Raw genomic sequence first — 17,177 nt, 5'->3', positions numbered from 1 at the left:
ACTGACCATGTCATATGCCGACGACCTGACCACACGCCTGCTCGGTGCATTGGCTAACTGCGGTCTCGATGTGAACGCGCCCACTGAGGTCGTTACGCAGGGCGTGGCATCGCCTTCCAGGCTGTCGACCGAGTGGACGGGGTTTCGAGTGGTCGCTGCACAGGGCGCTGTTTACGCCAAGGTGCTGCATGCCGACATGGCGCAACTGATTGATTTCGAACAGGCGGCGCAGGCCAGTGAATGCGCAGGCCGCAGCGGCGCGGCACCGCGCTTGCTTGGCGCGGACGCGGTCTGCGGTGTGCTGATTTTCGAGGACCTGGGTCTGGACTGGCGTGCTGCCCGGCTCGATGATTTGCTCGCTCCGGGCCGCCTTCAGGCGCTGTGGGCGCTCAAGCGGCTGGTGCATGCCGGGCCTGTGCCTGATGTTGTGCGCTCGCCGATGATGGATATCGAGCGCCTTCGCACACTCTGCGAACGTGACCACGTTGCACTGCCAGCAGAACACCAATGGATTGACCGCTGCGTTGACATGGTCTGGCAGGCATTGAAGACCCGCTCTGTGCAGGCGGTGCCGCTGCACGGTGACGGCGTTGCCAGCAATGTCATGGTGTCAAGCGAAGGCCGGTTGCACCTGGTGGATTTCGACTACGGCGGCTGCATGGACCCCTGGTACGACGTTGCGATTACCCTCAACGAGCTTTATTCGTTTGAAAGCCAGTGGCGCGAAGGGATCAGCGCATGGGCGGGGCAGTGTCTGGAAGTCGACTATGCCGTCTGCCGTTTGTATGCGCTGATCAACGACTGGTACTGGACATTGTGGGGACTTTGGGCGGGTACGACGTCCGTGCGGCCACTGGAGTTTTCCAAGGTCGGGCAATGGACGTTGCTGCGTTGTCGGCAGTGTGTTCAGGACCCGCGCCTGGAAGGCTGGATGCGTCAGGTTCAGGAGGGTAGAGCATGAAAACGTTAGGGCAGTCTGTCAGTACCCAGGAACGACAACTGGAAGCTGCGGTGCGCAGTATCGACAGTTGGCAGGGGCGGCGCGTCGGCTACGAGCCAGTCAGCGGCGGTATCTCCAACACCAATTGGCGGGTCGAGGTCGAGGGGGCCGACACCGCGTACTTCTTCAAGGTGCCGGGTGCCGGCACAGAAATGTTCATCGACCGCCACACGGCCCACGAGGCCAGTGTGAAAGCGGCGCAAACCGGCTACGGTGCGCCGGTTTTTGCGTTCCTCGAAGCGTTCGGTGTCGAAGTATTCGAGTTCATGGAGGGCTGGCGGGCATCGTCCAATCATGACTTCCTGCAGCGCGACATACGCCACGGCGCTCTGCACGGGCTCAAGGCGTTCAACGATCAGCCGTTGCTGAAACAGACCAAGACCGTGTTCGACATGATTGCCGAGCACCAGAACCAGGTGTCCGAGCTCAAGGGCATCAAACCTCAGGATGACGACTGGTTGTGCCTGCAATATCAGCGCGCGAAAGCTGCCCTGCAAGCTTCCGGAATTGATCTTGCACCGTGCATGAATGACACGCTGGCAGGCAACTTCATGCTCAACGCGGAGCGTCAGATTCGTCTGGTGGATTTCGAGTACGCCTCCAATAACGATCGCCATTACGAACTGGCGCTGTGGTTCGGCGAGATGTTTTTCAGTGACGAGATGGAGCTGGCGCTGATCGAGGACTACTTCGGTCAGGTCAGCGCGCAAACCGTAGCGCGGATCAAGCTGAACAAGGCGTTGGCAGATATCAAATGGTCAACCTGGGCAATGGTCCAGCACGCCGTGTCGCAACTGGACTTCGACTTCTACAAGTACGGCACCTGGAAGCACATGCGCGCGCGCAGCATCATCAATGATTCGCAATGGGAAACCTGGTTGCGACAGGCATGACCCGTCCTCTCCGGGCATACCTGTAACAAGCACTCCAATAATAAAAAAGTAGCGGGTGACCGCGTGTTCCTTTTCCTGCTTGAGTTTTATCCGATCACTTATCCATAGCCAGATCCTGAAATTCAAGGAGCACTACCATGAGTAACGTTCCGTCTTCTGAAAATCCCGGCCGCCTGAAAAAGCTGGTGTTTGCCCTGTACTTCTTCGCGCTGTTGATGATGGCGCTGTTTCCACCGTTCTACCTCAAGGTCAGTGGCAGCACCGCGCTGGTGCTCGGTGTGCCACTGCCGATCTTCTACTGGATTCTGATCGCCGTGCTCATGGGACTGGGCCTGTGGATGCTGTACGTGGTCGAGTCTCTGCTGGGTGAAATTCCACAAGAGGGGGACGGACAATGATCAGCACGACTAAGGTTTCGGACCTTTACATCACCTTCGGCCTGATCGGCGTGTTCCTGGCGGGCATGATTGCCGTGTTGTACGCGACCAATCGCAAGAGCGAGAGCTTTTCCGACTACGCGGTGGGCGGTCGCTCCTACGGACCCTGGTTCATCGCCATGTGCTACACCAACTCGTGGTGGCCGGGTGCAACCTTTACCGCATTCTTTGCACTGTCTGTCGGTGGCGCGCTGGGCTTTTACGGCATGGTCTACGCCACGCTCGGCGTGACCGCCATGTACCTGATGGCCAATCGTGCCTGGACCTGGGGCAAGCGTTTCAACCTGACCACCCAGCCGGATCTGCTGGGCATGCGCTTCAATAGCCCGGTGGTCAAACGCATTGCTTCGATCATTGGCATCATCTCGGTATTCCCCTGGGTGGTGATGGGCATTCAGGCCCTCGCGACGCTTTTTCAGTTCGCCAGCTTTGGCCGTTGGGGCGTGACCACTTGCCTGCTGGTCGGGGTGGTGGTGATCCTGATTCGGCAGTACTGGACGGTGAGCATGGGCATGCGCGGCCTGATCATGACCGACATGTATCAGGGGCTGATTGCCTACGTGCTGTGTGCCGCGCTGTGCATTTTCCTGCTGTTCGGTGCTCAGGCGTCGTTCGCCAACCTGTCGCAACTGCCCGCCAGCATGCTGGTGATTCCGGGCGGCGCAGGCAGCACGTATGGCCCGATGTACATGTTCAGCCTGATCTTTACCGGGGTGATCGGCTCGATGTGCTGGCCCATGAGCTTTCAGCGTATCTATACCGCCAGCGGTGTGCGTTCGGTAAAGAAGGGCACACTCCTGACCATCATGCTGGTGGGTGGCTTCTACGGCATTCTGATGCTGTTCGCCGCGGCAATCAGTCAGGACCCCAACGTGGCCGCGCATCCGCAGCATGGCTGGTTCCTGTCAATGTTCGATATCGGCGGGCCGTGGTTGCTGGGGCTGGCAATCATGATTGTCCTGGCGGCCAGCATCGGCCATGTCGACGGCTGCGTTCAGGTGTGCGGTACACAGTTTGCCAACGACCTGGCGACCTGGAGCAAGCCGCGCAGTGATCGCGAGAAGACTATTCTCGCCAAAGTGGGCATGGTGGTTTTCATCGCGGCGGCGTCGCTGCTGGCGTACCTGACCTTCGATTACGCGCGCCTGCAACTGCTGGCGCAGATTTCCTATCAAGGCATCATCCAGCTGGCCGTGCCGCTGTTCTTCGGGGTCTTCAGTCGTCGTGGCAACAAGCAAGGCGCGATTGCCGGCATGCTGGTGGGTATTGTGATCGCGATTGTGCTGACCACCATCTACCCCGATGACATTCCGGCACTGGGGTCGTTGACCAGCGGCATCATCGGCCTGATCTTCAATGCGGGCATTTTTGTCGCGTGCGCCATTGCGATCAAGCCGAGTGCGGAGGAGGCCAGACGCGTTGATGAGTTGTTCGCAATGGCAGCACCGGCGCGTCATGGCGTGGGCCCGATTGCGGCTATGGGCTGATGTCGCGGGCATTGATAAAGTCGATGAAGGCCCTGAGTGGCGAGGGTAGGTAGCGGCGTCCTGGATAGTACAGATACGGCCCGGTGAAGCGCTGCCACCAGGGCTCAAGTATCGGTTCCAGTGCGCCGCTGTCCAGATGAGGCCGTAACCAGTCCTCGAACAGGTGGACAACACCCAGCCCGTCGATGGCGGCCTGCACCGTCAGATCAAAGGCTCCGCCTATTCTGACGGTCAACGGGCCTGCCGGGTCGACCTTGACGGTTTCATCACCGCGCTCGTATTCCCACAGGGGTATTACCCCGCTGGGGAATTTGCCTCGCAGGCAGGCGTGTTCCAGCAAGTCTTTCGGGTGCACAGGACGTCCTCTGGCGTTCAGGTACGCGGGTGACGCGGCCGTGGCAAAGCGCTGGAACCTGGGGCCGATGGGGACGGCAATCATGTCCTGCTCCAGACGTTCATCGTAGCGGATGCCCGCATCACAGCCGGCGGCGAGCATATCGACAAAGCTTTCTTCGGTGACCACCTCCAGGCGAATGTCAGGGTAGGTTTGCAGGAATGGCGTGATGATCGACGGCAGCACCAGCCTGGCGGCGCTGACGGGGACGTTCAATCTCAGCGTTCCTGACGGGCGATCACGAAAATCGTTGACCACATCCAGGGCCGACTCCACCGCGCCAAGCGCGGGCACGATGCGCTCCATCAGTTTGGCGCCAGCCTCGGTCGGGGCCACGCTACGGGTGGTGCGGTTGAGTAGCCTTACCCCAAGCCGCGCCTCCATGCGGCGTATGGCGTCGCTCAGACTCGAGGCGGATTTGCCGCTGGTCCGCGCTGCCTCGCGAAACCCTCCGGCATTGACCACTGCGACGAATGCCAGCAGGTCCTGAATATCGGTAGTCATTCTTCCTTCCCCATTACATCCTCTTCAGTGTTCTGTGAGCCGTACAGGTTGTGCCGATTACACCTGATTATCAGCGCAGTGCTCAATGCCTATAGTGAGGTACACATATCGGGATCAAGGGGCACACAATGAGCCATGCAAGCAAGGCGGGTACATTTCTGTTGGGCAGCCATCGCGTCAATCGCATGGGCTATGGGGCGATGCAACTGGCAGGTCCTGGCGTGTTCGGCCCTGCGAAAGATCCCCAGGCAGCCGTTGCGGTATTGCGTGAAGCCCTCGCGCTAGGGGTTAACCATATCGATACGGCAGACTTCTACGGCCCGCATGTCACCAACACGCTGATTCGTGAGGCACTGCATCCTTATGCACAGGACCTGCTGATCGTCACCAAGGTTGGCGCGGTACGTGGCCCGGATGCTTCATGGAATCCTGCGTTCAGCCCGGCGCAATTGACCGGGGCGGTGCATGACAATCTGAACAACCTCGGCCTCGATGTGCTTGATGTCGTCAACTTTCGGGCATGGGGAGACCAGCACTCGCCGGCAGAAGGATCCATCGAAGAACCCTTGACCGTGCTGGCCGACTTGCAGCGCCAGGGTTTGATCCGTCACCTTGGGGTGAGTAACGTCACTGCAAAACAAGTCAGGCAGGCGCAGGAAATCGCTGACATTGTTTGTGTACAGAATCATTACAACCTTTCCCACCGTACTGACGAAGCGCTGATTGCAGAGCTGGGCGAGCAGGGCATTGCCTATGTACCGTTCTTCCCGATGGGCGGATTTTCACCCCTGCAATCGCAAACCCTGACCCGAGTGGCTGGTCGCCTGAATGCTTCGCCACTGTGTGTCGCCCTGGCGTGGTTGCTGCAGCGCGCAGCGAATATTCTGCTGATTCCCGGTACGTCCTCGCTGGCTCATTTGCGCGAAAACCTTAATGCCAGTGAACTGGTCATCGCGCCTGAGCTGCTTGCCGAGCTTGATAGCGTGGCGTAGCGCAATGCCGTGCTGTCAGAGCCTGTCTTGTTCGCGCAGCAATGCGCCGATTCGCTCTATCTCCAGCTCACCCTGAATGAGCGCGGCTTTACTGGTGTGCACCGAATAGTAGCCGGTGACCAGATCATGCGGGTGCTTGACTGCCGACCCCAGCACGAAATGGGTATCGCCTTTTGCAACGAAGTCGATAGGGCGATCCGATTCCTCGAAAATCGCCAGTTCGCCAGCGCTGATCGGGCCACCTGCATCAAGGTGTCCGGCGTTGATCGCCAGCCAGGCGACGCTATGACCTGCGGGCGGTGTGTAGCGCCAGTGCTCGCCGTCTTTCAGCTTTACGGCCAGATAATTCATGCCCTGTGGTGCAGGTATGCTGCTTTGTGCGGCACCGTAACGCCCCAGCAGCACCTGTGCCGGGCCTTGCTGCGCAACCTGGGACGCCGCCAGATAAACGCTGTTTGCATGGCCATTCTCTTGCGCTGCAGGCAGGGCTATCCATAGCTGAAAGCCTGTAATCGGCGCATCGCTTACCGGCTGGGCGTCATGCCACACGCCATTGCCTGCGCTCATCCATTCCACACCGCCATTGGGCAATATGCCTGATTTACCGGTGGTGTCTTCGTAGGCCAGTTCGCCTTCGATCATATAGGTCAGCGTTGCAATTCCTGAGTGTGGGTGCATGCCGAAACCTTTTTTCCCCGGCTCGGGTTTGAAGCCGAATTGATCAAGAAATACGAAAGGCTTCAATAACTGACCCAAATCGCCCGGGCTCATCAGGCGAGTGATAGGCCCTCGGCTTTTGCCGCTGGTGCGATGGGTAATGGCGCGTGGCTGAATGGTGACGATGGTGTTCATAGCGTTGTCCTCTGGGCCTTGATGCCTGAGCGCAAAGAATAAGCCTCTGTGGATTGCTTGATTAGCCGGTATAGTTGGTTTGAACTCATCCATAAATAGAAGGAATCTACCCCGTGGCGCTTGACCTCAACGATGTTGCCCTGTTTGTGCAGGTCGTGCGCAGCGGCAGCTTTGCGCAGGCGGCAAGGCACCTGGGCATGCCTTCCAATACAGTCAGCCGCAGGGTTCAGCAGTTGGAAATACAACTGGGCACTCGATTATTGCAGCGGTCGACACGCAAGCTGGTCCTCACCCAGGCAGGGGAGGACTTCCACGAACGCTGTGTGGGCGCTGTCGATGGTTTGATGGATGCCGCAGAGCAACTTGTTTCAGGCCGTGAAGAGCCTGGCGGCCGGCTGCGCATCGCCGCGATGGCGGATTTCTTCGATTTCTTTTCAATGGAGTGGGTGGCTGATTTTCTTGCCGAATACCCACGGGTTCAGGTGGAGTTCGTGCTCAGCGATGAGCGCGCCGACCTGATCGCTGACCGGCTGGACATCGCGTTTCGCGGCGGCCCCTTGCAGGATTCGGGCTACGTAGGGCGTCAATTGATCGAAGAGGGGCATGACACTATGGTCGCCAGCCCGGCTTATATCGCTGCTCACGGCATGCCTGATTCCCTGCGGAGCCTGCACGGACATTACTGCGTCAGCACGGCGCATCCCGGCGGGAGCACTGTCTGGCGCTTGCTCGGGCCGGACGCGAAGATGCATGAGGTGCAGATTGCCAGCCGATTCAATGCCAACACCGCGCAGGCATTGCGTAAAGCGACCCTGGCGGGGCTCGGCATTGCGCTGTTGCCCGCGACGCTCATCCGCTCGGATCTGCGTGATGGGCGATTGGTCCCGGTACTGACCCAGTACCAGCGTACCAGTCATGGTCTGCACGTGCTTTATCCCAGTCGGCAATATCTGCCGCCTGCGGTGTCGGCATTCATAGCGTTGGTGATGGAAAAGCTCAGGGTCAAGGCGTTTCCGGGGCAATGAGCCGCCGTGGCGGCACACTACATGTTCTATTTCATTTCAATTTCGACGTCATGTAGATCAGCCGAACGGTCGCGACGGTAATGGCTTCCGCGTCGTTCTTGATATTTTCCAGCTGATCGCTGTCCACGTTGCTGTCGCCTGCGTTTGATTCAATCAAACGGGTCACGTGGTACAGGTTCTGAGTCACTTCGTGCAGGTTGCCGTGCAAACGCGCAACAACACGGTTGAGCGGCGCGCAGGCCAGGCTGTTCGGAGCCGTGACGGCGGGTGAACTAAGGCCGGTCACTACGTAGGCTACATCCACGCCCGCATTCGAGATGCTTGAAAGGTAGTCTGCCCGGGGAGAGCGAATACCGTTTTCGTAGTTGCCCTGAGCGTTGGTCTCCACGCCGCCTATCGCACCCAGTGCGCTTTGCGAAAGTTTGAGGCGCAGGCGTTCCTTTTTCAGCCGTGGTCCGATCCCTGTCATCCGTTTGTCCTCGATAGACTGTCCGCTGCAAGCCAAAGGCTTGTTGCCACACATCAGGGTTAACAAGCGTTACTGGCATTGACCGATAAGGCATTCCAACAGACCCGGAAACCGAGCATTCGGGCCGATCAGGTACTAACGTGCCAGACAGACTTCGGAGTGTACGTAGGAATTAAACAGGGTGATACATTTTTGTACGGACTTGAACGCTTTTAAGCGGCGGTTTTGCAAGGCTTTCTGCAGCGATGTTGCCTGAAACCGGGAGGTCTTTAATGGACCTCCCGATAGGCTTACAGGCAGCGAGAGGCGGGCTGTGCGGTCCAGCCCGCGGCAGTGGCAGCGATCTTGTCAGCTAACCGGGACACGGCTTTCTGGTGGGCGATGATGAGATTTTCCATGCCTTCTCCGGCCTGTTCGCGAATCACGCTGCTGCAGGTCAGACTCTGCCGCTTGCTGCCAGCGGTGGCGCCTGCATCGCGAAGCCCGAGCGTCCAGACAACATCGATCAACGCATAATTGCCAGGCATCGACTCGAAGCGGCGTACATCTGTACGGATCGAAAGCACCGGTTGATCGCTGTTTTTCGGCAGGCCAGCCATGTCTCGACTGCCGAAATGACGTTCAAGTTGCGGGGTCAGCGCATCATGAAACTCGTCGCCCAGCGGCGAGCCCCAGCGTTCGGTGTCCAGAATCGCGAGGCTGCCGTTGCCCTGGCGAACCACCAGCGGTGGCTGGTCAACCTGAACCGGCATCAATACCGGCAGCATCTCGAACTGGAACGGCATGGGTCTGGCCGCTACGCTGCTGGCCGCGCCCATGGGCGCAATCAGGGTGTAATAGTGGGTCTGCGTCGATGTGCAGGCACCCAGGCCCAGGGCCGCGGCAAGTACCGCCAGTTTCAGGCGCAAGGTCATTGTTTTGGCTCCAGATCAATGGCTCGGGAAGAGGACGGGGCGTTGAACGAGCGTGGGGCTGCATCGCCCGTGCGACCGCGAATCAGCGATTCTGGATGGCGGCTGAGGAAGTCGGTCAGCACCCGTACCGAACGAGCGGTGCGCTGCACTTCATCCAGCGCCTGGCCCAGCTGTTGACGCGCAGGCGAGTCTTCAGCGAATGAATCGTTGGCGGTGCCCAGCGTTTTTTCAGCCTGCTGCAAGGTGCCACGCATCTGCGGCAGCACGCTGCTGTTCACCTGTTTGAGGGTTTTCTGCAGTTCGCTGAGGCTGCCATTCAGGTTCTTCGCCAGGTCGTCGATCGGCAGTTTGCTGAGCTTCTCGACGAACGCCTGCAATTGCTCCTGCAACTTGTCGAAGCTGCCCGGTACGGTCGGAATTTCCAGCGGACGGGCCTTGGCATTGAATGCCACTTTCGGTGCCTTTGGATCGAACTCCATGGCAATGTACAACTGGCCAGTCAACAGGTTGCCGTTGCGCACCTGAGCGCGAAGGCCGTTGGCGACGAACGCTCCCAGCACTCTGGCGGATTGTTCTTCTTCATCACCCTTGCCGCCGAGTTCCTGCAGTTTCGACTCGGCCGCACCCAGGCGCTTGGGATAAATCACTGCACCCACGATACCGGGGAAGGTCTTGGTCGCCGGGTCGTAATCCAGATCGACCGACACCACCTTGCCGATATTGACGCCCAGGAAGTCAACCGCGGCGTTGACCGTCAACCCGCGAAGCGACTGATTGAAGCGCATGCGGATGTAACGCGGTTCGCCATCGGGCGGAGCCAGTGCGGTGGCCTGATCATCGAATATCTTGAACTCGGCGTTCTCGTCGGCGAGTTTCGAGTCCGGGCTCCAGTTGGGCTCGCGGAAGGCAATGCCGCCGGAGATGATCGAGGTCAGCGACTGGGTATTGACCTTCACTCCCGACGCGCCAACCGTGATGTCGACCCCGCTGGCGTTCCAGAAGCGTGTGTCGGTGGTGATGTACTGATCATTCGGTGCGTTGATGAAGATCTGAATGTCGACCCCGCGACCATCCTTGGACAGCTCGTAGCCAACCACCTGACCGACCTGAATGCGTCGATAGTAGATCGGTGAGCCAATGTCCAGAGAGCCCAGGTCATCGGTATGCAGTTTGAAACGCTTGCCTTTTTCACCAAAAGTGACCGGTGGCGGTGTTTCCAGGCCGGTAAAGCTGGTTTTGGTCTCTTCGGAGCTGCCCGCGTCGGCACCAATGAAAGCGCCTGACAGCAACGTGTCGACGCCCGAGACGCCATGCGCGCCGATGCGTGGTCGCACCACCCAGAACTGGCTGTCGATTCTCGTGAACGGCGCCGCGCTGGTGTTCAGGTCGATGCTGGCCAGTACATGAGTACGGTCTTCACTGAGGGTGATATCGGTGACCATGCCGATGATCACGTTTTTGTATTTGACCTGGGTCTTGTTGGCCTCAAGGCCCTCTGCGGTCATGAAGCTCACGGTGATCTTAGGGCCGATGTTCATCCAGTCATGCAAGGCCATGGATACACCAATGATCGCGGCAATGATCGGCACCAGCCAGATCAGCGAGACGCGCAGGCGACGACGTTTGACTTCAGGGCGTGGCACTGAAGCAGACGGGGGGAGGGTATTGTCAGACATCTTCAACCTCTGCGTCCCAGATAAGCCGGGGATCGAAACTCATGGCGGCGAACATCGTCATCACCACTACCAAGCCAAAAAACAGAATACCGATCCGCGGCTCGATGGTGCTGAGCTCGCGAAACTGAACCAGAGACGCCACAAGGGCCACAACCAGCACATCGAGCATCGACCAGTAGCCGATCAGCTCGATGAAACGGTAAAGACGTGCGCGCTCGCGCATCGCCCAGGTGCTGCGGCGCTGACACGTGATCAGCAGCATGCCCAGCACCAGAAATTTGATACAGGGCACCAGAACGCTGGCGACAAAGATCAGGATGGCAATGTCCCAGGAGCCGCTTTCAAAGAACTCCAGTACGCCGCTCATGATGGTGCTTTCACTGCGGTTGCCCAGCAGATTGGTGTACATCACCGGCAGCACATTGGCCGGTATATAGAAGATCAGTGCGGCAATCAGATAGGCCCAGGTGCGGCTGATACTGTTGGGCTTGCGTCTGTGTACCGGTGAGTCGCAGCGCGGGCAGCGCGTAGCGTCCTCCTGGCAGGCGTAGCCGCAGGTATGGCACAGGCAGAGCTTGTGTTCATGGGCGAAGGGAATACCGTTCATTGCGGCGGCACTCCCAGTTCATCCCATAACCTGCGGATGTCCTTGTTGGCGATCAGCAGGATCAGCACCATCAGCATTGCCATGGCCCACAGCCCGACGCCGGGATGCACGTCGAGCATGCCGGACAGCTTGATTATCGCCACCAGAATACCGAGCATGCACACTTCGAGCATGCTCCACGGCCGCAGGTGTTCCAGGGCGCGCATGCAGGCCTTGAAACCGGGGGCGATGACGCCTTTATGCGCGTGTACCAGCACCCAGAACAGCAGGGCGATCTGTAAAAGCGGCGCAAAGATAATCGAAAGGCCGGCGACCAGCGCAATGATTGTGATCCGCCCTTGAGCAAGGGCTTCAACCGATTGCCAGAGCGTGACCTCGTTGGTCAGGCCCTTCATGCTGATGCTGATCACGGGAAACAGGTTGGCGAACACAAAAAGCATGGCCGCAGCGACGGTCAGTGCCAGTAACTGCTCGATGTTCATGCGGTGGCCGCGACCGAGCAGTGCCTCGCAACGCAGGCAGAATGCTGCTTCACCGGGCTTCAGCGGTTGCGCTTCGTATAGCGAGTCGCAATGCTCGCAAATGATCAGGCCAGAAGAGTGTTCAGTAGGATGCACAGTGCTCATCGACGCCATTGCTGCAGAGGTAAGGGGTGAGAACGCGAAGCACGAAAAGATACCTCGTTAATGGCAGTGTGAAGCGTTTTTTTTTGTACAGTCCACGCCAACGAATCGGTACACGTCATTGACCGCAGCGGCGGTGGGTGGTTCACATGTCATTGCGCCATTATTCCATGCGGGAGCACATGCAGGAATAAGGCTGGCGAATATGTCGGCAACCGATGCCTTTGACAGTCATCTGCAAGGCATCGGCCGCCGGATTTTTTTTTCGGGCAGGCCTGTCCTAGAGCTTGCCGGGCGTCATGCGTTGCTTGAGGAACCCGAGCAACTGGCGGGCGGACGCTGGCACGTTGTGTTCGTCGAACGTGAGGCAGATTTCTCTGGCCTCATCCTCAATGGTGATCTCGTACTGATTCAGATCCCGCGCCTGATCATTGAACGCGCTGCTGGACTGATTCAGCCCGCTGTCACTTACCAGCCGCTGCAGTTGCTCGGCTTCTGGCTGCTCAAGGGTGGACGTATCGACTTCACAGCGTTTGACGGCACCCGCAAAGCCGCCGGATTGCACTAGACAGACCTTCATTTCAAGCACCTTTATGGTGGTTGCACTTCGGCTAAACCTTGACCCCGACTTCCTTCCAGGCCGCTTGTACGGCTTTTTTGGCTTTTGGGCCGAAGCGTGAGTCCGAGGCAATTTTTATGCTGGCTCTGGCGCAGTCCACAAACTGACTGTCAGACGCCAGCTCCAGCATCGTTTCATACCAGATTCTGCCCGCCACTTCCCAGGCATTTCCGCCCAGCGCCTTGGCAACCAGCACGAACGCCCGATTGGGGATGCCCGAATTGATGTGTACGCCGCCGCGATCCTTGGCGCCAGTGTACAGGTCGGCCATCGTTGCCGGTTGCGGGTCATCGCCCAGGTCTGGATCGTTGGAATAGGCGGTGCCCGGTTTTTCCATGTCGCGAATGCCCCGCCGTGTAGGCGCGGGCACCAGCAATTCCTTGCCGACTACCCAGTCCGACTCGGCGGCGCTGGTGCCCTGTTTCCATTGGCGCACCAGCATGCCGAAGACATCGGCGAAATGCTCGTTGAGGGCTCCGGACTGTCCGCGGTAGTCCAGGTTCGAGGTGAAACTCTGCACCCCGTGTGTCAGTTCATGGCCTATTACTTCCAGGCTGCCGGTGAAGCGCTTGAAGACCAGATCATCACCGTCGCCATAGGCCATCTGGCTGCCATTCCAGTAGGCGTTGCTCAGCGGTACATGGTCGCCATTAAAGTCCACCTCGGCGACGTGCACCGTAGATACCAGTGACATGCCACTGTCGTCCAGCGAATTGCGCTCGAACAGTTCCGCGTAGAAATCGTAGACATCGCCGGAGCCGTCGTAGGCTTCATCGGTTGCCTTGTCGCCAGTCGGGGCCTGGCCTTCCTCGCGAGCCACAGCGCCGGGAAGATCGTCGGTTCCCTTGGCATCGTGAATCACGCGGTGCTTTCGACCGTCAGGCGATTTGATCGCGTGCATGGAGGGCATGGTTCGGGCTGAAAGTCGTGATGCCAGGAACGCCGAGCTGCTCGTCAGGTTGGCAATGGCCCGGGCGCTGACCAGAGTCTTGGGGGACTGCGCCATACGCTCGAGCATATAAGGCGGAATGAAGCAATGCAGGGGGTTACGGTCGTCGCACATGATGAACTCCTGTTCTAATGCACCAACGGCGGCAAGCCATCGGTCAACATGGTCGCAGGCATTTGACACTTCATGTTGCGTTTATATGCAAAGAAATATCTGATTACATGACCAATGATCGCAAAAAATATAACTGATTGTTGCGAGAGCAGCGGATGGCCAGTGCCCAAAGCACTTTGCCCAGGCGTGCGACACCTCGACACAGTCCATCAACGGACGTTGCGGGAATGTTAGACTCGCGCCACTTCAGACGAGGAGCAGAACTACGTGCGCAAGACGGTAATGATGATATTGGTACTGGCTCTGGCCGGATGCGATGCAGGCAGCTCGCGTGCGCCCGCCAGGGAAAAAGCCCAGGATGCGGCGGTTACTGCTCCGGTCTCCACGCCACAGTGGTTCATTCAGATGAATTCGCGCGAAGCGGTGAGCGATACCAGTGCCTGGCTGCTGGAACGCAGCTACGCCCCGGTCATCGTGGATATCGACGGTAAACAGCAATTATTGATCGGACCGTATGAAAGCCAGGCCCAGGCCGAGGAACAGCGCGTGTTGCTGCAGGCCAAGGTGAGCAAATCCCACCGGTTTGCCGAGCCGTCGGTGGTACAGCACGCCCGCTTAAGGTAATTCATCAGACCTACACCATCGTTACAACAGCATCGGGCATTGCGGGCCCATATCCAGGCCCGCGATGCTTCTTATCAGCGGCTGTCGATCAACGACGACCCAGCAGCAGGCCGACTACCAGGCCGAAGCCTGCAGAAATAGCCACGGTTTGCCACGGGTGACCACCAATGTAGGTTTCGGTCGCTTCAACGACTGGTTTGGTGCGGTCGCGCACGCTGGCCATCGAGTCCAGTGCCTGCTTCAGCTTGAGGCTCAGTTGTGCACGCAGCGTTTCTGCTTCTTCGCCAACCAGCGCAGCGCTTTCCTTGAGCAGTTTGTCGGATTCTTCAATCAGTGCCTGCAGGTCACTGAATGCCTGATCCTTGATTTGATCGGCAGCTTGTTGAGCAGGGGTCTTACGAGCCATGGGTATCTTCCTTTCAAGTGATGGCAACAGTGATCAATGGAGTCTCGCGCATCCTGAAAAGTTGCAATTGCTTGAATGACCCGACGCAAGACTCTGCAGGCAATGCCCCTTACGGGTGTAAGATGCAGCCGTTTTTAGCCGTAGGTGACTGTAATGAGTTTCAATCTGGCCAATCGGCCGCTCCCCGAACGTACCGCTCTTGAAGACGAGAAATCCCGTTTGTTCGACCTCTGGCAGAGCAATCTGGGCAAGGCCAAGAGTGAAGCTGCACGCTTGATGGGCGAGCGCGCCAAGCGCAAGGGCAAGTGGTCCGAATGGGTACGTTCCGAACTGGACACGATGAGCCCGCCGGAATACGCCAACATGGTTCGCAGTGAAGTGAATCGTCTGGTGGCGGCGAGCAAGTAGTCCGCGACAGCGACCCTCGCATTTGGCGCTGATCGTTGCTCGTGCCAGCGTTGGCATGACGGTTACAAACTTCCGTTCCTCATGCACCTGCATGGGAATGCCTTGCATGCCGGGCTGACCAGGCTTTTTGAGAACATTGATGGCCCAAGCCAGCGCAAGATTCACCCAGGGCAGCGTAGCGCGCCACATCGTCGTCACCGCCAGTACCAGCGCCTTGAGCATGTTTGCGATTTTTCTCGTCGACATACTGACGCTGGTCTATGTCTCGATGCTGCATGACCCTGTGCTTCTGGCTGCGGTCGGCATCGCCAAGGTGCTGATTTTTTTCAACAGCGCGCTGGTGACCGGCGTGATCATCGCTGCGACTTCGGTATTGTCGGAGCGCATCGGCCATCGCGCGGTGAAGTCCATCCCTCGCCTGACCGGCAGCCTCATGCTGATGGTGGTCACGGTCGCCGCTCTGGCGTCTGTCACGCAGTTGGCGCTGGTGGTGCCGATTATCCACTGGCTGGGGGCCGAGGCGGCCACTTACGAGGCGGCGCGCAGTTTCATCTGGGTGACACTGCCTTTTACCGTACTACAGGCCGTGATGCAGATGTCGGCGCAGATGCTCAGAACCACCGGTGATAACCGCCGGGCGCTGGCAGTGGTGCTCTCAGCGGCTGCCACGCTGGCGGTCGCGGACCCGCTGTTCATCTTTGTGCTGGACCTGGGGCTGAACGGCGCAGGCATCGCCTTTGCCATATCGGCAGCGGTGTCCGCTTCCATTGGGCTGTATTGGGTGCGCAGCCGCATAGGGATGGTCTTCACGCGCAATCTGAAATTGCTGCACCTGCATGCCGTGCGTACCTTCAGGCTTGCGCTTCCTGCCATGGCGGCGAATCTGGCGACACCGGTCGGTTTGGCTTATCTTGTCGCCTCGCTTTCGGCATTCGGCACCTCCGCCCTGGCCGCCATGGCAGTGCTGGATCGTGTCCTGCAATTTTCGTATTGCGCTTTTTTCGCCTTGCCCGGCGCGCTGGCCCCGGTGCTTGGCCAGAATATTGGTGCGAACCGCGATGATCGCGTGCGTTCTGCGGTCATCTTTACCCGGCGGCTGGTGGTCTGTTACGGGCTGGCAGTCTGGTTGATGCTGGTGCTGTGTAGCGGCATGATTGCCGATCTCTACCAGTTGGGAGCAGAGGCCCGCGCTGTGTTCATGGCCTTTTGCTTGTGGGGCGGCGGTCTCTGGGTTTTGATTGGTCTGGATTTCGTCGCCATCGCCGTATTCATGACCATGAACAAGTCATGGTGGGTGGCGGTGTTTGCCTGGCTCAGGGCAACAGCGGGTACAGTGCCCTTCGTATTCGCCGGTATTCACTGGTTTGGCAGCAGTGGTGCGTTGCCTGGCATGTTTACCGGTAATGCGATCATTGCGCTGATCTCCATCGCCACAGCTTCACTGACAGCGAAGCGGTTTTTTACCAGCAGGGCCCCGGTTTCCAGCATCGGGGTACATTGAATCAAGGCGTTATCAGGTTTTTATGGTTATCGAAGAATCAGGGAATGAATCCGAAGAAACAGCTGCGCCCAAGCGCCGTCGTGCGCCCAAGGGTGACATGCGCAGAAAGGCCTTGCTGGATGCCGCCACGGTTGTTTTCGCCAGGGACGGCTATTCGAGTGCATCAATGCGCGAGGTGGCATTGCTTGCCGGCATCACCACCGTCGGCTTGCTGCACCATTTCCCCAACAAGGAAGCCTTGCTCGCTGCGTTGCTGGAGCGCAGGGATCAGCGGGTTACGTCACGCTTTCAGGATCTGGTGACCGAACCGACGCTTGAAGGGTTTCTGAAATTTCTTAAGTTGAGCATGAGCTTCAGTATCGAGAATGCTGACGAGTGTCAGGCAGCACTGCTGATGAATACAGAGAGCCTGTCGAAGTCGCATCCCGCATGGACATGGCACCGCGAGCGATTCCAGCTGACTCATGAGCATGCACGCGGCCATTTGCAGGCATTGATAGAGGCGGGGGAAGTGCGCGGCGACATCAATGTCAAAGCCCTGGCCCAGGAGATCTTCTCGGTCATGGACGGCTTGCAGATTCAGTGGCTGCGAAGCCCTCAGGACGTGGATGTCATGGCGGTTTTCGATATCTACGTGCAGCGATTGGGAAGGGACATCAAGGCTCATCCATGAGCCTTGACGG

At 58.6% G+C, this 17,177-nt stretch carries 20 protein-coding genes; 10 read left to right on the top strand and 10 right to left on the bottom strand.

Features of this window, described 5'->3' with window-relative positions; genetic code table 11:
- Positions 1-7 precede the first annotated feature (7 nt).
- From RGM3321_RS17965 to RGM3321_RS17950, 4 genes are all read left to right on the top strand, one after another.
- Positions 8-961: an aminoglycoside phosphotransferase family protein gene (locus tag RGM3321_RS17965; protein ID WP_244394186.1), complete on the top strand. Its 954-nt coding sequence runs from the start codon at positions 8-10 to the stop codon at positions 959-961.
- Positions 958-1,893: a choline kinase family protein gene (locus RGM3321_RS17960; RefSeq protein ID WP_244394185.1), complete on the top strand. Its 936-nt coding sequence runs from the start codon at positions 958-960 to the stop codon at positions 1,891-1,893. The genes RGM3321_RS17965 and RGM3321_RS17960 overlap by 4 nt, the downstream gene beginning before the upstream one ends.
- 137 nt (positions 1,894-2,030) lie before the next feature.
- Positions 2,031-2,291 (top strand): hypothetical protein, encoded by a 261-nt coding sequence (locus RGM3321_RS17955; RefSeq protein ID WP_244394183.1) that lies wholly within the window; start codon positions 2,031-2,033, stop codon positions 2,289-2,291.
- Positions 2,288-3,817 (top strand): sodium:solute symporter family protein, encoded by a 1,530-nt coding sequence (locus RGM3321_RS17950; RefSeq protein WP_244394182.1) that lies wholly within the window; start codon positions 2,288-2,290, stop codon positions 3,815-3,817. The genes RGM3321_RS17955 and RGM3321_RS17950 overlap by 4 nt, the downstream gene beginning before the upstream one ends.
- On the opposite strand, the gene RGM3321_RS17945 is transcribed toward RGM3321_RS17950, so the two are convergent.
- A complete protein-coding gene (locus RGM3321_RS17945; protein ID WP_244394181.1) occupies positions 3,807-4,715 on the bottom strand; it encodes a LysR family transcriptional regulator in 909 nt (302 codons plus the stop codon). The genes RGM3321_RS17950 and RGM3321_RS17945 overlap by 11 nt on opposite strands.
- A gap of 128 nt (positions 4,716-4,843) precedes the next feature.
- Here RGM3321_RS17945 and RGM3321_RS17940 point away from each other — a divergent pair, with 128 nt between their 5' ends.
- On the top strand, positions 4,844-5,707 hold the full coding sequence (locus RGM3321_RS17940) for an aldo/keto reductase family oxidoreductase (protein ID WP_244394180.1): 864 nt from the start codon (positions 4,844-4,846) through the stop codon (positions 5,705-5,707).
- Positions 5,708-5,722: 15 nt separating this feature from the next.
- On the opposite strand, the gene RGM3321_RS17935 is transcribed toward RGM3321_RS17940, so the two are convergent.
- Positions 5,723-6,559 (bottom strand): pirin family protein, encoded by an 837-nt coding sequence (locus RGM3321_RS17935; protein WP_244394179.1) that lies wholly within the window; start codon positions 6,557-6,559, stop codon positions 5,723-5,725.
- A gap of 113 nt (positions 6,560-6,672) precedes the next feature.
- Between RGM3321_RS17935 and RGM3321_RS17930 the strand changes: the two genes are divergently transcribed.
- Positions 6,673-7,584 (top strand): LysR family transcriptional regulator, encoded by a 912-nt coding sequence (locus RGM3321_RS17930; protein WP_244394178.1) that lies wholly within the window; start codon positions 6,673-6,675, stop codon positions 7,582-7,584.
- 31 nt (positions 7,585-7,615) lie between these two features.
- Here the strand turns inward: RGM3321_RS17930 and RGM3321_RS17925 are convergent, their stop codons facing one another.
- The 7 genes from RGM3321_RS17925 to RGM3321_RS17895 form a co-directional block, all read right to left on the bottom strand.
- Entirely contained in the window at positions 7,616-8,053 is a 438-nt protein-coding gene (locus RGM3321_RS17925) for a helix-turn-helix transcriptional regulator (RefSeq protein WP_244394176.1), read from the bottom strand.
- 290 nt (positions 8,054-8,343) lie between these two features.
- Entirely contained in the window at positions 8,344-8,967 is a 624-nt protein-coding gene (locus tag RGM3321_RS17920; protein ID WP_244394175.1) for a PqiC family protein, read from the bottom strand.
- On the bottom strand, positions 8,964-10,643 hold the full coding sequence (locus RGM3321_RS17915; RefSeq protein WP_244394174.1) for an MlaD family protein: 1,680 nt from the start codon (positions 10,641-10,643) through the stop codon (positions 8,964-8,966). The genes RGM3321_RS17920 and RGM3321_RS17915 overlap by 4 nt, the downstream gene beginning before the upstream one ends.
- Positions 10,636-11,250 carry a paraquat-inducible protein A gene (locus RGM3321_RS17910; RefSeq protein ID WP_004664882.1) on the bottom strand — a complete coding sequence of 205 codons (615 nt, stop codon included), beginning with the start codon at positions 11,248-11,250 and terminating at the stop codon, positions 10,636-10,638. Before RGM3321_RS17910 ends, RGM3321_RS17915 begins: the two co-directional genes overlap by 8 nt.
- A complete protein-coding gene (locus RGM3321_RS17905; protein WP_244394173.1) occupies positions 11,247-11,876 on the bottom strand; it encodes a paraquat-inducible protein A in 630 nt (209 codons plus the stop codon). Before RGM3321_RS17905 ends, RGM3321_RS17910 begins: the two co-directional genes overlap by 4 nt.
- Positions 11,877-12,153: 277 nt before the next feature.
- Positions 12,154-12,453 carry a protealysin inhibitor emfourin gene (locus RGM3321_RS17900; protein ID WP_244394172.1) on the bottom strand — a complete coding sequence of 100 codons (300 nt, stop codon included), beginning with the start codon at positions 12,451-12,453 and terminating at the stop codon, positions 12,154-12,156.
- Between the two features lie 31 nt (positions 12,454-12,484).
- Positions 12,485-13,555 (bottom strand): M4 family metallopeptidase, encoded by a 1,071-nt coding sequence (locus RGM3321_RS17895; protein WP_244394171.1) that lies wholly within the window; start codon positions 13,553-13,555, stop codon positions 12,485-12,487.
- 267 nt (positions 13,556-13,822) lie between these two features.
- Here RGM3321_RS17895 and RGM3321_RS17890 point away from each other — a divergent pair, with 267 nt between their 5' ends.
- A complete protein-coding gene (locus RGM3321_RS17890) occupies positions 13,823-14,179 on the top strand; it encodes a hypothetical protein (RefSeq protein WP_244394170.1) in 357 nt (118 codons plus the stop codon).
- Positions 14,180-14,267: 88 nt separating this feature from the next.
- Here the strand turns inward: RGM3321_RS17890 and RGM3321_RS17885 are convergent, their stop codons facing one another.
- Positions 14,268-14,585, bottom strand: coding sequence for a DUF883 family protein (locus RGM3321_RS17885; RefSeq protein ID WP_002553234.1), 318 nt, complete (start codon positions 14,583-14,585; stop codon positions 14,268-14,270).
- Positions 14,586-14,738: 153 nt separating this feature from the next.
- On the opposite strand from RGM3321_RS17885, the gene RGM3321_RS17880 reads away from it, so the two are divergent.
- The 3 genes from RGM3321_RS17880 (at position 14,739) to RGM3321_RS17870 (ending at position 17,167) form a co-directional block, all read left to right on the top strand.
- Positions 14,739-14,993 (top strand): hypothetical protein, encoded by a 255-nt coding sequence (locus RGM3321_RS17880; protein WP_002553235.1) that lies wholly within the window; start codon positions 14,739-14,741, stop codon positions 14,991-14,993.
- Between the two features lie 139 nt (positions 14,994-15,132).
- Positions 15,133-16,494, top strand: coding sequence for an MATE family efflux transporter (locus RGM3321_RS17875; protein WP_244394168.1), 1,362 nt, complete (start codon positions 15,133-15,135; stop codon positions 16,492-16,494).
- 22 nt (positions 16,495-16,516) lie between these two features.
- A complete protein-coding gene (locus RGM3321_RS17870; protein ID WP_244394167.1) occupies positions 16,517-17,167 on the top strand; it encodes a TetR/AcrR family transcriptional regulator in 651 nt (216 codons plus the stop codon).
- Positions 17,168-17,177: the final 10 nt, after the last annotated feature.

Origin of the sequence: Pseudomonas sp. RGM 3321, from assembly GCF_022836805.1 — a bacterium.
Lineage (GTDB): Bacteria > Pseudomonadota > Gammaproteobacteria > Pseudomonadales > Pseudomonadaceae > Aquipseudomonas.
This window is presented reverse-complemented; position numbering and strand designations above follow the sequence as displayed.

What these genes read in the sequence shown, in the direction of transcription:
- RGM3321_RS17965 (WP_244394186.1), top strand. Translation starts at nt 8, where the DNA reads ATGTCATATGCCGACGACCTGACCACACGCCTGCTCGGTGCATTGGCT.
- RGM3321_RS17960 (WP_244394185.1), top strand. Translation starts at nt 958, where the DNA reads ATGAAAACGTTAGGGCAGTCTGTCAGTACCCAGGAACGACAACTGGAA.
- RGM3321_RS17955 (WP_244394183.1), top strand. Translation starts at nt 2,031, where the DNA reads ATGAGTAACGTTCCGTCTTCTGAAAATCCCGGCCGCCTGAAAAAGCTG.
- RGM3321_RS17950 (WP_244394182.1), top strand. Translation starts at nt 2,288, where the DNA reads ATGATCAGCACGACTAAGGTTTCGGACCTTTACATCACCTTCGGCCTG.
- RGM3321_RS17945 (WP_244394181.1), bottom strand. Translation starts at nt 4,715, where the DNA reads ATGACTACCGATATTCAGGACCTGCTGGCATTCGTCGCAGTGGTCAAT.
- RGM3321_RS17940 (WP_244394180.1), top strand. Translation starts at nt 4,844, where the DNA reads ATGAGCCATGCAAGCAAGGCGGGTACATTTCTGTTGGGCAGCCATCGC.
- RGM3321_RS17935 (WP_244394179.1), bottom strand. Translation starts at nt 6,559, where the DNA reads ATGAACACCATCGTCACCATTCAGCCACGCGCCATTACCCATCGCACC.
- RGM3321_RS17925 (WP_244394176.1), bottom strand. Translation starts at nt 8,053, where the DNA reads ATGACAGGGATCGGACCACGGCTGAAAAAGGAACGCCTGCGCCTCAAA.
- RGM3321_RS17920 (WP_244394175.1), bottom strand. Translation starts at nt 8,967, where the DNA reads ATGACCTTGCGCCTGAAACTGGCGGTACTTGCCGCGGCCCTGGGCCTG.
- RGM3321_RS17915 (WP_244394174.1), bottom strand. Translation starts at nt 10,643, where the DNA reads ATGTCTGACAATACCCTCCCCCCGTCTGCTTCAGTGCCACGCCCTGAA.
- RGM3321_RS17910 (WP_004664882.1), bottom strand. Translation starts at nt 11,250, where the DNA reads ATGAACGGTATTCCCTTCGCCCATGAACACAAGCTCTGCCTGTGCCAT.
- RGM3321_RS17905 (WP_244394173.1), bottom strand. Translation starts at nt 11,876, where the DNA reads ATGAGCACTGTGCATCCTACTGAACACTCTTCTGGCCTGATCATTTGC.
- RGM3321_RS17900 (WP_244394172.1), bottom strand. Translation starts at nt 12,453, where the DNA reads ATGAAGGTCTGTCTAGTGCAATCCGGCGGCTTTGCGGGTGCCGTCAAA.
- RGM3321_RS17895 (WP_244394171.1), bottom strand. Translation starts at nt 13,555, where the DNA reads ATGTGCGACGACCGTAACCCCCTGCATTGCTTCATTCCGCCTTATATG.
- RGM3321_RS17885 (WP_002553234.1), bottom strand. Translation starts at nt 14,585, where the DNA reads ATGGCTCGTAAGACCCCTGCTCAACAAGCTGCCGATCAAATCAAGGAT.
- RGM3321_RS17880 (WP_002553235.1), top strand. Translation starts at nt 14,739, where the DNA reads ATGAGTTTCAATCTGGCCAATCGGCCGCTCCCCGAACGTACCGCTCTT.
- RGM3321_RS17875 (WP_244394168.1), top strand. Translation starts at nt 15,133, where the DNA reads ATGGCCCAAGCCAGCGCAAGATTCACCCAGGGCAGCGTAGCGCGCCAC.
- RGM3321_RS17870 (WP_244394167.1), top strand. Translation starts at nt 16,517, where the DNA reads ATGGTTATCGAAGAATCAGGGAATGAATCCGAAGAAACAGCTGCGCCC.